The organism is Croceicoccus sp. Ery15 (assembly GCF_020985305.1).
Classification (GTDB): domain Bacteria; phylum Pseudomonadota; class Alphaproteobacteria; order Sphingomonadales; family Sphingomonadaceae; genus Croceicoccus.
This window is the reverse complement of the sequence record NZ_CP087588.1, coordinates 3,385,487-3,398,178: the sequence shown is the minus strand read 5'-3', so window position 1 is coordinate 3,398,178 and position 12,692 is coordinate 3,385,487. Positions and strand designations below refer to the sequence as shown.

At 64.5% G+C, this 12,692-nt stretch carries 12 protein-coding genes; all 12 read left to right on the top strand.

Annotated elements, in window-relative coordinates; all coding sequences use genetic code 11:
- Positions 1 to 29: 29 nt before the first annotated feature.
- The 12 genes from LOZ77_RS16580 to LOZ77_RS16525 all read left to right on the top strand — a co-directional run bounded on the left by LOZ77_RS16580 (position 30) and on the right by LOZ77_RS16525 (position 12,690).
- Positions 30 to 446 carry a secondary thiamine-phosphate synthase enzyme YjbQ gene (locus LOZ77_RS16580; RefSeq protein ID WP_230280047.1) on the top strand — a complete coding sequence of 139 codons (417 nt, stop codon included), beginning with the start codon at positions 30 to 32 and terminating at the stop codon, positions 444 to 446.
- A 113-nt stretch (positions 447 to 559) separates the two neighbouring features.
- Complete coding sequence (locus LOZ77_RS16575; RefSeq protein WP_230280046.1) at positions 560 to 1,363, top strand: transglutaminase family protein; 804 nt, start codon at positions 560 to 562, stop codon at positions 1,361 to 1,363.
- A 136-nt stretch (positions 1,364 to 1,499) separates the two neighbouring features.
- Positions 1,500 to 2,954, top strand: coding sequence for a glucose-6-phosphate dehydrogenase (gene zwf, locus LOZ77_RS16570; protein WP_230280045.1), 1,455 nt, complete (start codon positions 1,500 to 1,502; stop codon positions 2,952 to 2,954).
- 193 nt (positions 2,955 to 3,147) lie between these two features.
- On the top strand, positions 3,148 to 4,977 hold the full coding sequence (gene edd / locus LOZ77_RS16565; protein WP_230280044.1) for a phosphogluconate dehydratase: 1,830 nt from the start codon (positions 3,148 to 3,150) through the stop codon (positions 4,975 to 4,977).
- Between the two features lie 118 nt (positions 4,978 to 5,095).
- Entirely contained in the window at positions 5,096 to 5,728 is a 633-nt protein-coding gene (locus LOZ77_RS16560; RefSeq protein ID WP_230280043.1) for a bifunctional 4-hydroxy-2-oxoglutarate aldolase/2-dehydro-3-deoxy-phosphogluconate aldolase, read from the top strand.
- 40 nt (positions 5,729 to 5,768) lie between these two features.
- Positions 5,769 to 8,573, top strand: a complete 2,805-nt coding sequence (locus LOZ77_RS16555) for a phosphoenolpyruvate carboxylase (RefSeq protein ID WP_230280042.1) — start codon at positions 5,769 to 5,771, stop codon at positions 8,571 to 8,573.
- A gap of 83 nt (positions 8,574 to 8,656) precedes the next feature.
- The gene (gene argB, locus LOZ77_RS16550; protein WP_230280041.1) at positions 8,657 to 9,565 is read left to right on the top strand and encodes an acetylglutamate kinase; all 909 of its coding nucleotides are present in this window, start codon (positions 8,657 to 8,659) and stop codon (positions 9,563 to 9,565) included.
- Positions 9,565 to 10,056: a hypothetical protein gene (locus tag LOZ77_RS16545; protein ID WP_230280040.1), complete on the top strand. Its 492-nt coding sequence runs from the start codon at positions 9,565 to 9,567 to the stop codon at positions 10,054 to 10,056. The genes argB and LOZ77_RS16545 overlap by 1 nt, the downstream gene beginning before the upstream one ends.
- Positions 10,057 to 10,157: 101 nt before the next feature.
- Positions 10,158 to 10,445 carry a YggT family protein gene (locus LOZ77_RS16540; protein WP_255671284.1) on the top strand — a complete coding sequence of 96 codons (288 nt, stop codon included), beginning with the start codon at positions 10,158 to 10,160 and terminating at the stop codon, positions 10,443 to 10,445.
- Positions 10,446 to 10,447: 2 nt separating this feature from the next.
- Positions 10,448 to 11,317 (top strand): bifunctional methylenetetrahydrofolate dehydrogenase/methenyltetrahydrofolate cyclohydrolase FolD, encoded by an 870-nt coding sequence (gene folD, locus LOZ77_RS16535; RefSeq protein WP_230280038.1) that lies wholly within the window; start codon positions 10,448 to 10,450, stop codon positions 11,315 to 11,317.
- Positions 11,310 to 12,065, top strand: coding sequence for a hypothetical protein (locus LOZ77_RS16530; RefSeq protein ID WP_230280037.1), 756 nt, complete (start codon positions 11,310 to 11,312; stop codon positions 12,063 to 12,065). Before folD ends, LOZ77_RS16530 begins: the two co-directional genes overlap by 8 nt.
- A 1-nt stretch (position 12,066) precedes the next feature.
- Complete coding sequence (locus LOZ77_RS16525; RefSeq protein ID WP_230280036.1) at positions 12,067 to 12,690, top strand: MarC family protein; 624 nt, start codon at positions 12,067 to 12,069, stop codon at positions 12,688 to 12,690.
- Positions 12,691 to 12,692 lie beyond the last annotated feature (2 nt).

The window sequence follows — 12,692 nt, the reverse complement described above, 5'->3', positions numbered from 1 at the left end:
AGACGCAGATGAACATCGGAGAAACATTCGTGAAACAATCCGCAAGCACGCTTGCAATATCCACACCCGGTCGCGCATTGATCGAATTCACGCGCGACGTGGAAAATTGGGTCGGCGATCAGGGCATCGGCACGGGTTTGCTGACGCTGTTCTGTCGCCATACTTCGGCCTCTCTGCTGATTCAGGAAAATGCCGCGCGCGAGGTGCGGGGCGATATTCTGGACTGGCTCGACCGGATCGCGCCCGAAGATGGCGGCTGGCTGCACGATGACGAAGGGCCCGACGACATGCCTGCCCATCTGAAATCGCTGCTGACCGGCGTCAGCCTGTCGGTCCCTGTGGTGAACGGCGCGCTGGCGCTGGGGACATGGCAGGGGATCTATCTGGCCGAACACCGCGCCCGCCCGCACCGACGCGAGGTGGTGCTGCACCTGCTGGGAGAATAGGCCACGGTCGCCCAGACCCGACCTTTTCGCCCGATTCTTCGAAAATCCGGAAACGGCGGGGCGGTGGCGCGTTGGGTCGGCAGGATCAACGCAAGCGAAAGAACCGCGCCCCCATGAACATCGCCATCGAAGCCCATATCGCCTTTCGCTTCGACCAGCCGACCGACTTCCTGCTGCAGATGGAGGCTGCCGCCATCCCCGAACAGATACTGTCGGGCCCCGGCCTGACCATCGGAGCGAGCGAGCATATGGCACGCGTGCCGGGTGAGGATATGGTGGGGGAACGCATCTGGCTGCGTTGTCAGGGCGATTTCACTGCCGACTATGCGATCACCGCGCAGATCGACCGGCATCTGGCGCAGATCGAAACGCTGAACGCGCTGCCTCCGCATCGCCTGCCGGGCGAAACGGTGCCCTATCTGTTCGATTCCCGCTTTTGCCCCGCCGACCGGTTTCAGCCCTTTGTCGAGGCGGAATTTGCCGGAACCGCGGGCGGCGCACGAATAGAGGCGATCCGCCAATGGGTCGCGGGACATTTCGCCTATGCGCCGGGCACCAGTGATGCGACCACCACTGCCATCGACAGCTTTGTCGAACGGCGCGGCGTATGCCGTGATTTCGCGCATGTCGTGGTATCGCTTGCCCGCGCATCGGCCATCCCCGCGCGCTTTGTCTCGTGCTATGCGCCCGACGTACAGCCGCAGGATTTCCACGCCGTGGCCGAGGTGTTTCTGGCCGATCCCGATGGTGAAGGCGAAGGCATCGGCAGCTGGCATCTGATCGATGCGACCGGCATGGCGGGGCCTGCCGACATCGTGAAGATCGGCCTTGGCCGCGATGCCGCCGATGTCAGCTTCCTCACATCCTATGGCATGGCCGCGCTATTGGCCAAAGAGATCAGCGTGAAGTGCATCTGACGCAAGATCATTTCCCGAATCCGCATTCGCAAGCGATGATCGAGAGTTGACACTATCCGCCCCGCGACTATTCCCGCGAAAAGTGCCTCCGCACCGCCATCCGATCCCGCCGCCGCCCCGCAGGAGCCTGTCCGCCATGCAATTCACCGCGAACAAGCTCCTTCTGTTCGGCGCGACCGGCGATCTGTCGCAGCGCATGTTGCTGCCGTCTTTATGCGCGCTGCATTCGGAAAAGCTCCTGCCCGAAAACATGCAGATCATCTGCACCGCGCGCAGCGAGCATTCGGACGAGGAATTCCGCGCCTTTGCCCGCGCCGCGCTGGAAAAATTCCTGCCCGAGGGGCGCGAGCTGGATATCGAGCCGTTTCTGGCCTGCCTGAGCTATCAGGACCTCGACGCCTCTACGCCGGAGGGCTTCGATGCGCTGGCGAAAAAGGTGGGGCCGATCGGCAGCGGCGAGAACGAGGGTTTGTCGATCTTTCTGTCGACCGCGCCCTTCCTGTTCGAACCGACGATCAAGGGGCTGGCCGCCAATGGCATGGCGACGGGCAATGTCCGCATCGGCCTTGAAAAGCCGCTCGGCACCGATCTGGGCAGCAGCTGCGAGATCAATGACGCGGTTGCATCGGCCTTTCCCGAAGACCGGATTTTCCGCATCGACCATTATCTGGGCAAGGAAACGGTCCAGAACCTGATGGCGCTGCGTTTTGCCAATATCATGTTCGAACCGCTGTGGAACGCGGCGCATATCGACCATGTGCAGATCAGTGTCGCCGAAACGGTCGGGCTGGAATCGCGGGTCGGCTATTACGACACCAGCGGCGCGCTGCGCGATATGGTGCAGAACCATATGCTGCAATTGCTGGCGCTGGTGGCGATGGAGCCGCCGACCAGTTTTGACGCCACCGCGATCCGCGACGAAAAGGTCAAGGTGCTGCGCGCGCTGCGCCCCGCCGTCGCGGGCGAGACGGTCACCGGCCAGTACCGCGCCGGCGCGATCAAGGGCGAGGCTGTGCCGGGCTACGACGACGAGCTGGGCAGGGATTCGGATACCGAGACATTCGTCGCCATCAAGGCGCATGTCGACAACTGGCGCTGGAAGGGCGTGCCGTTCTATCTACGCACCGGCAAGCGCCTGCCGATCCGCATGACCGAGATCGTGGTCCAGTTCCGCTGCATCCCCTATTCGATCTTCGAAAGCCGCGGAGCAAAAACGGTCCCCAACCAGCTGGTCATCGGCATCCAGCCGCGCGAAAACATCCGCCTGTCGCTGATGAGCAAGGTCCCCGGTCTGGACCGCGAAGGCATCCGCCTGCGCGCGACTCCGCTCGACATTGCGATGCCCGAGGCTTTTTCGGGTCCGCAACGGCGGATCGCCTATGAACGGCTGCTCCTCGATCTGGTGGAAGGCGACCAGACCCTGTTCGTCCGCCGTGACGAGGTGGAGGCGCAATGGGATTGGATCGACGGCATCCGCGCCAGCTGGACCGCGAACGATACCAGGCCCAAGGCCTATACCGCCGGAAGCTGGGGTCCGACCGCAGCCATTGGCCTGACCGAACGCGACGGAGTAACGTGGCATGAAGGGTAACCGGCAGAAGGGTGAGAGGCAGAGGGGCTAAGGCCTGATATCAAGATGGCTGGAAGTTGCGCCCTTCCCGCCCGAACGCGAAAACCTGCATGAAGGTCACAGACCTGATATGCTGCAATGCAATATAGGCGGACGGCCGAGTCCCTGACGATATCGGCGTTCGCAAAACGATTGAAATCCCGGGGAAGGCGCCATGCCCAGACTTAACGACCAGTTCGCCCGCGTAACGCAGCGCATCATCGACAACAGCCGCGACACGCGTGGCCGTTATCTTGAACTGATGGAGCGCGAGGCACAGCGACAGCCCAACCGCACGCAGCTGGCCTGTTCGAACCTTGCCCACGCATTCGCGGCCAGCGGGAACGACAAGGGCGCGATCGGCAGCGGGGTCTCGCCCAATCTGGCGATCGTCACCGCCTATAACGACATGCTCTCGGCGCATCAGCCCTATGGCCGATACCCCGAGGCGATGAAGCTGTACGCCCGCGAAGTCGGCGCGACCGCGCAGGTCGCGGGCGGCACGCCGGCAATGTGCGACGGGGTCACGCAAGGGCAGGACGGCATGGAACTGTCGCTGTTCAGCCGCGATTCCATCGCACTGGCGACGGCCGTGGCGCTTTCGCACGAAACCTATGACGGCATGGCGCTGCTGGGCATTTGCGACAAGATCGTACCCGGCCTGCTGATGGGCGCGCTGCGGTTCGGCCATCTGCCGTGCATTCTGATCCCGTCGGGCCCGATGCCCACCGGCATTTCGAACAAGCAGAAACAGCAGACCCGCCAGCTTTACGCCGAAGGCAAGGTCGGGCGCGAGGAATTGCTGGCCAGCGAAAGCGCCAGCTATCACGCGCCGGGAACCTGCACCTTTTACGGCACGGCCAATTCCAACCAGATGATGATGGAAATGATGGGCCTGCACATGCCCGGCGCCGCCTTCATCCCGCCCAACACACCGCTGCGCACGCAGCTGACCCGCGCGGCCACGCACCAGCTGGCCAAGATTTCGCTGAAAGGCGAAGACCCGCGCCCTCTGGCCAGATGCGTCGACGAAAAAGCCATCGTGAACGCGGTGGCGGGGCTGCTGGCGACCGGCGGGTCGACCAATCATGTCATCCACCTGCCTGCCATCGCGCGCTGCGCGGGCATAATCATCGACTGGCAGGACATCGACGAATTATCGCAAGTCGTCCCGCTGATCGCGCGGGTCTATCCCAATGGCGCGGGCGATGTGAACGCGTTCCACGCGGCGGGTGGCATGGGCTATGTCATCCGCGAATTGCTGGATGCGGGCCTTGCGCACGAAGATATCACTACCGTCGGCGGACAGTCGCTGCGCGCCTATGCCGACGAACCCGTGCTGGTGGACGACAGGCTGGCGTGGCGCGAACTGCCGCCCGAAAGCGGTGACGACACCATGCTGCGCCCGCCTGCAACGCCGTTCAAGGCCGATGGCGGCCTGCGCCTGCTGACCGGCAATCTGGGCCGCGCCACGATCAAGACAAGCGCTGTGGACGAAGAGCGCTGGGTCGTCGAAGCCCCCTGCCGCGTTTTTACAACCCAGAGCGAAGTGGCCGAGGCGTTCAAGGCGGGCGAGCTGGACAGGGATGTCGTCATTGTCGTCCGGTTTCAGGGACCGCGCGCCAATGGCATGCCCGAATTGCACAAGCTGACGCCGCCGCTGGGCGTGTTGCAGGATCGCGGGTTCAAGGTGGCGCTGGTCACCGACGGCCGCATGTCGGGCGCATCGGGCAAGGTTCCCGCCGCGATCCATTGCACGCCCGAGGCGCTGACCCATGGCAGCGAACAGCCCGGACCGATCGCTTTTCTGCGCGACGGCGACATCGTGCGCGTCGACGCGGTGAACGGCACGCTTTCGACCAGTGCCGATCTGTCCGCGCGCGAACCGGCCACCCCGCCGCCGCCCGCCCTTGGCGTCGGACGCGAATTGTTCGCGATGATGCGGCTTGGCGCGGACGAGGCGGAAAAAGGCGGATCGGCCATGCTGGCGCTGGCCGGTCTGTAATTGGACTGCAATTTTGGCCTGTAACTTTGGTATTATACTGTTATTGGCCTGCCTGTAATTTCAGTCGGCGCGACATCCCGGCACACAAACATTCCCATTTTCAAGAGTAGGACCATACATGGCGAACATCCGCGAGTTCATGGAAGCTGCCCCCGTTATCCCCGTGCTGGTGGTGCAGGAAATCGAACAGGCCGTCCCTTTGGCCGAGGCTTTGGTCGCGGGCGGCCTGCCCTGCCTCGAAGTCACGCTGCGCACCCCGTGCGCGCTGGACGCGATCCGTGAAATGGCCAAGGTTCCGGGCGCTATCGTCGGTGCGGGAACGGTTCTGAACCCCGAACAACTGGATGCGGTGGCCAAGGCCGGTGCACAATTCGTCGTCTCGCCGGGGCTGACCGAAAATCTGGGCAAGGCGGCCATCGCCAATGACATCGCCTTTCTGCCGGGCATCGCGACCAGCGCCGATATCATGCGCGGCATGGATCTTGGCCTGTCGCATTTCAAATTCTTCCCTGCCGAAGCCAATGGCGGCCTGCCCGCGCTGAAAGCCCTGGCCGCCCCGTTCCACGAAGCGCGCTTTTGCCCCACCGGCGGCGTGTCGGTGAAGAATGCGCCCGATTACCTTGCCCATCCGTCGATCCTGTGCGTCGGCGGCAGCTGGGTCGCGCCGGGCGATGCGATGCCCGCAGGCGGTCCGGTCGACAAGGCACGGATCGAGGCGCTCGCGCGCGAAGCCGCAGCGCTGCCGCGCTAACATCTACAAACCCTCCCCAACCCTCGCTCCGGAGAACGCCATGACGCCCCAGATCGAAGAGCTCAACGAAAGGCTGCAAGTCCTTCACCGCCACACGCGGGATACGCCGATTTACAATCCGGTGTTCCAGCTCGGGCTGGAACTCTCGCGCGATCTGGAGGCGGGGCGAAAATCGCTGAAGGACATCGACGGTCTGGTCAGCGCGCTGGAATGCGAAGGGTTGAAGGCCCGCGCGCAAAAGCTGGACCGGATGCTGATGCCGATCGCGGCGGACCGGAATCTTGCCCCCTTCGCCGTGCGCGAGGGGGAGGATTTCAACGCCTATGCCCGGCGCTGGGCCGATCCGATGATCCATGTCGTGTTCACCGCGCACCCGACCTTTTTGCTGACGCCCGTCCAGTCCAAGGCCGTGGCCGCCGCCGCCAGCAGCGGCGATGTGACCAGCGATTCGGCATGCGTCGCGCCGCATGAACGCACGCAGATCACGCTGGATTCGGAACATGACGCCGCGATGGAGGCGATCAGCCGCGCACAGGCCGCGCGCGACCGCGCGGTGCGGGCGATCTATCGGTCGGCGAAGGACAAGTTCCCTGCCGACTGGAAAAGCCTGCGCCCTACGCCCGTGCGCTTTGCCACATGGGTCGGTTACGACATGGACGGCCGCACCGATATCGGCTGGAACACGTCGATCCGCTATCGCCTTGCCGAAAAGTCGGAGCGTCTGGCCAGCTATGCCGCCAGCCTTGCGGGGATCGCGCCCGACCTGTCGGCAAAGCTGGTCAATGCGGGCGAGCTGGCCAGCCGCATGGCCGCATTGTTTGGCAAGGACATGTCGGACCCCGCCGCCCTGTCGCATGCCGCCAATTCGCTGACGGCGAATAATCCCGACAAGATGACCAGCCTTGCCCCCATCGTGGCCGAGCTGGAAAAGCGCGCCGAAGCGGAGGGCGATACCGACACGGCCATCGAATTGCTGACCGCCGCCGCTGCCATGCGCGCCGATGGCCTTGGCATGGGCTGGGTGCATTTCCGCGTCAATTCCAGCCAGTTGCAGAACGCGATTCGCCGCCGCGTGGACCCGGAATCGAAACTCGACATCGCCAGCCAGGCCGCGTTGAACGCGATCCGTTCGGGGCTGGAGGCGATCCAGCCGCTCGACGCGAATTTCGCCGCGCTCGCCATCGAAAGCAGCACGGCGATCCGCCAGTTCCTCGCCATGCAGCAGATTTTGCGCCACATCGATGCCGATGCGCCGATCCGCATGCTGATCGCCGAATGCGAACAGCCGCAAACCGTGCTGGCCGCGCTCTATTTCGCAAAGCTGTTCGGGGTAGAGGACAAGATCGACGTTTCGCCCCTGTTCGAGACCGAAACCGCGCTGGAACATGGTGGCCGCTTCCTCGATGCGCTGCTGGCCGAGGAAGCCTATCGCGATTATGCGAAAAAGCGCGGGCGCGTGGCGATCCAGACCGGATTTTCCGACGCGGGCCGCTTTGTCGGGCAGATCCCCGCCGCGCTGGCCATCGAACGGCTGCAGGGCCGTCTGGCCGAGGCGATGGAAGCGAACGGGCTGACCGGCAAGGACGGGGCCGACGTCGCCGCGCTGATCTTCAACACCCATGGCGAGAGCATGGGCCGCGGCGCGCATCCCGTGTCGATGAAGGACCGGCTGGAATGGCCGCTGTCGCCATGGGCGCGGCGCCGGTTCGCGCGGCGCGACATCCGCCTCGAACCCGAAGTCAGCTTTCAGGGCGGGGACGGCTATCTCTGGTTCGGCACCCCCGAACTGGCGCTGGCGACGCTGGCGTCGATCGCCAGCAACCCCCCGCGTGAGGCGGACCCCGATGCGCCCACCGACATGTTCTATCGCCGCACCGACCTCAGCCTCGATTTCTATCGCGCGATCCGGCGGGTGCAGAACATGCATCTAGTGTCCGACACCTATAGCCGTGCGATCACGGCATTCGGCCTTGGCCTGCTGAACGATACCGGCAGCCGCCGTTCGCGCCGCCAGTCGGACCTGACCGCCGACCGCAAGATGAGCCTGCGGCAAATCCGCGCGATCCCGCATAATGCGATCCTGCAGCAGCTGGGCTATCCGGTGAACGTGATTGCCGGTTTCGGCACGGCGGCCGACACCAACCGCGAGGAAATCGCCAACCTGCTGACTGAAAGCGAGCGCGGTAAACAGATGCTGCGCCTGCTGCGCAGTGCCGATGCGCTGGCCTCGATCAAGACGGTGGCGGCTTATGGCGAATTGTTCAATTCGGCCTATTGGGCCAGCCGCCCCTATCGCGGGACGGAGGAGCATCTGACCGATGCCTGCCTGACCCTTGCCGAATATCTGACCAAGGACGACCGGGCGGGCGTGTTCCGCCGCCTTGCCAGCCGCCTGCGCGTCGATGCCATGCATCTGCATCGCCTGCTGGATGCCACACCCGGCAGCCGCGACGGATGGGGCACGCCGATCCCCGACCGCGAGGACAAGCGCCGCTCCATCGGTCTGCTGCAATCGCTGCGGCTGGCGCTGTTGCAGCACATGTTCCTGAAAATCGTGCAGGTGCCGGTCTTCTCGCGATCCAACGACATCAGCCGCGAGGATGTGATGGAGATGGTCTTCACCCTGCGGATCGACGATGCGCTGGCGCAATTGCGGCGGGCCTTCCCGACCAATTTCCCCAGCATCGGCGATTACGCGATCGACGAGCCGAGCGATTATCCCGACGGCGGCGACCAGGGGTACGAGGCGATCCGCCGCGATTACATCGAACCCATCGAACACGCCTATGCGCTGGTTCTGCGCATATCGACGGCCATCGCGAACGAGTTCGGCGCGCACGGATAATTCGCCGCAACCCCGATGCAGGGTTCGATTGGTTCGCGAATCAATTGAAACTGGCGCCCGCCCATGCAAAGGGCGGGCGCACTATGGTCAACCCGCTGAACCCCGACGACAAGGCGCTTCTCGCCAAGGCAAAAACGCTTGTGACGGCCCTGCCGTTCATGAAGCGATATGCCGGTCGCACCTTCGTGATCAAATATGGCGGCCATGCCATGGGCGATCCCGAAGCCGCGCGCGAATTTGCCGAGGATGTCGTGCTGCTGGGCGCGGTGGGCATCAATGTGGTCGTCGTCCACGGTGGCGGGCCGCAGATCGGCGCGATGCTGAAAAAGCTGGGCGTGGAATCGAGCTTTATCGATGGCCTGCGCGTCACCGACAAGCAGACTGCCGAAGTGGCCGAGATGGTCCTGTCGGGCGCGATCAACAAGGAACTTGTTGGCTGGATTTCCAAGGCGGGCGGGCGCGCCATCGGCATTTCGGGCAAGGACGGCGGCATGGTCACCGCCCGCAAGGTCACCCGCAGCCGCAAGGTAGAGGGCAGCGCGGTCGAGGAAGCCGTCGATCTGGGCTTTGTGGGCGAACCCGAACAGGTCGACACGCGTATCATCGAAACATCTGTCGCATCGGGGCTGATCCCCGTGATCGCCCCCATCGGCGCGGATGCCGATGGGCATACCTATAACATCAACGCCGATACCATGGCGGGCGCGGTCGCGGCGGCACTGGGCGCGGCGCGGTTGCTCTTGCTGACCGATGTGCCGGGCGTTCTTGACAAGCAGGGCGGGCTGCTGACCGATTTGTTCCCCGACGATGTGCAGAAACTGGTCGATGACGGCACGATCACCGGCGGCATGATCCCCAAGCTGGAAACCTGCGTGCAGGCGGTGGACGCGGGCTGCGAAGCCGCGGTCGTGCTGGATGGCCGCGTGCCGCACGCCATGCTGATCGAGATTTTCACCGAACGCGGTGCCGGCACCATCGTGCGGAGCCGTTGATGCGCATTCTGCCTGCCCTTCCCGCACTGGCCCTGCTGCTGGCAGGCTGCGGAGAGGCGGGCGAGCCGGACCCAGCGCCGGTGGAGCAGACGCCGACGGCCGCACAGGACGAGCCGGTCCCGTTCACGCTGGTCCTGCCTGGCCCCGAAAGCACCGATCCCGCCGCGCTGCTGGAATATTGGAAGGGCGCGGTAGAGGCCGGCGATACCGACGCTGCCCGACGCGCGTGGCGCAAGGAAGTGCGTACCGGCGGCACCGCGCCGCGCTGGGCCAATCTGACCGGCATCACCGTCGCCATTAAAGACGGGCAACAGGAAGGCGCCGCCGGTTCGCTCTATTACACCGTGCCGGTCGCGCTATACGGCACATCGGTCGACAATCTAGCTGTCGAACTGACCGGCACCATGACACTGCGCCGCGCGAACGATGTGCCCGGCGCCGATGCGGACCAGCTAAGCTGGCGGATCGCCAGCATCGACTGGGACGGGTGACGACGCCACACCGCTTGCCCTTGCCCGCTCCCCTCGGCTAGACGAGGCGTTCCCTCAACCTTCCGGCCCAAGGACCACAAGCCATTCCCGTTTTCCTGGCCCTGCTCATCCAGATCCTCAGCTATCTGGTCGATATCATCGTCGTTCTGGTGATCGTGCAATTCGTGCTGTCGCTCCTGATCGCCTTTAACGTCGTGAACATGCACAACCAGTTCGTCTCTGCAATCTACACCGCGCTGAACGCGCTGCTGGAACCGATGCTCAAACCGATCCGCAAGATCATGCCCAATACCGGCGCGATCGATTTTTCTCCGCTGGTGCTGATCGTCGGGCTGAACGTGCTGATCATGATTTTAAGCGCGGTAGCCCGTTCGGTGGCGGTTTACTAATTATGGCCGAGATCATCGACGGCAAGGCATTCGCCGCCAGTCTGCGGGCCGATGTGGCGACGGGCGTGGGCGCGTTTGGCGCCACTGCCGGTCGCGCACCGGGCCTCGCCGTGGTGCTGGTGGGTGAGGATCCCGCCAGCGCGGTCTATGTGCGGTCGAAGCACAAGGCATGTGTCGCGGCGGGCATGGAAAGCTTTGAACACCGCCTGCCCGCCAACACGGCAGAGGCGGAATTGCTGGCGTTGATCGACCGGCTCAATGCCGATCCCGCCGTCGACGGCATTCTGGTGCAATTGCCCCTGCCCAAACATATCGACGAGCTAAAAGTGATCGAGGCGATCGACCCCGACAAGGATGTCGATGGCTTTACCATCGGCAGCGCGGGCCGTCTGGCCACGGGACAGGATGGCTTCGTCGCCTGCACGCCGCTGGGCTGCCTGATGCTGCTGAAAGACAGGCTGGGCGACCTTTCGGGCAAGAGCGCGGTGATCATCGGCCGTTCGAACATCGTGGGCAAGCCGATGGCGATGCTGCTGCTGCGCGAAAGCTGCACCGTGACCATCGCGCATAGCCGTACGCAGGATTTGCCCGCGGTGGTGCGCGGCGCGGATATCGTCGTGGCCGCCGTGGGCCGACCCGAAATGGTCAAGGGCGACTGGCTGAAAGCCGGCGCGACCGTGATCGACGTCGGCATCAACCGCGTAGCTGCCGGGGAAGGCAAGACGAAGCTGGTCGGCGATGTCGATTTTGCCAGCGCGATGGAGGTCGCCTCTGCCGTCACGCCCGTCCCCGGCGGGGTCGGGCCGATGACCATTGCCTGCCTGCTGCACAACACGCTGCAGGCTGCAAAAAGGCGCGAAAAGATTGCGTAAGGCGCGTGTCGTGCTGCGCGGCGGGCTGGCCTTGTCGGCGCTTGTCGCATTGGCCGCCTGCGGCAGTCAGGGCGGGCGTCCCGGTGGCGACCGCTATGGCCGTATGCTGCAACCGGTTGCGCAGCCGGGGCAGATCGTCGCGGCGGAAATCGCCTTTGGCCAGCGCGCCCGCGAAAAGGGGCAATGGAGCGCTTTTCGCGAATATGCGACGAAGGACGCGATCATGTTCGTGCCGCAGGTCGTGAATGCGCAGCAATGGCTGAAAGGGCGGACCGACCCTGCCGAAACGCTCCGCTGGCAGCCGCATGAAATCTGGTCGAGCTGCGACGGATCGCTTTCTGTCAGCTTTGGCGCATGGCAGGGGGCCGACGGTTCGACCGGCTGGTTCACTACCGCATGGCAGCGGCAGGATGACGGTTCGTACCGCTGGACGATGGATCAGGGCGCACCTGCGGCACAGCCAGTCGCCGCGCCCGATATCATCGCCACCCATACCGCGACGTGTGCCGCACGCGGCGGACCGCCCGCAGGCCCGCCGTCTGCACCGCAGCCGCCTGCACCGCAGCCGCCCGCCCATTCGGACGCGCCCTATGGCATCAGCCGCGACGGAACATTACGCTGGGATATCGCGGTCGCGGACGATTGCGCCCGCACTATCGCCATCCGCATGAAGGACGGCGACGAATGGGGCGATCCCGTCTTCTCCCGCGACGTGGCGGCGCCCGGCGGCGCAAGCTGCGCGGCCTGATATGCTCGAACTCTTTGCCTCTGCCTTTGCGACATTGTTCGTGGTGATCGATCCGCCGGGCTGCGCGCCGATCTATTACGGCCTTACCAGCGACATGCCCGCGCGCGACCGCCGCGCGCAGGCGATCCGCGCGACCGTCATCGCCAGTGCAATCCTGCTGGTCTTTGCCCTGTTCGGCGAGCAATTGCTGAACGCGCTGCATATCGAGCTGGATTCGTTCCGCATCGCGGGCGGCATCATGCTGTTCCTGATCGCGCTGGAAATGGTGTTCGAAAAACGCACCGAACGCCGCCATGAACGCGCCGACATGGTCAAAGCCACGCCGGAGATCGAGGATGTGTCGGTTTTTCCCATGGCCATGCCCATGCTGGCGGGGCCGGGGGCAATCGCATCGATCATGCTGCTGATGGCCCGCGCAGAGGGCATCGAACAGACCTTCGTGATCCTTGCCGCGCTGGGATCGGTCATGGTGCTGACGCTGGCGGCGCTGCTTGCCTCTGCCCCGTTGATGAAGCTGCTGGGCCAGCAGTTCGAAGCGGTGATCACGCGGCTGCTGGGCGTGCTGCTGGCGGCACTGGCCGCGCAATTCGTGATCAACGGGATCGAAGGCAGCCTCGGCGTCTGAGG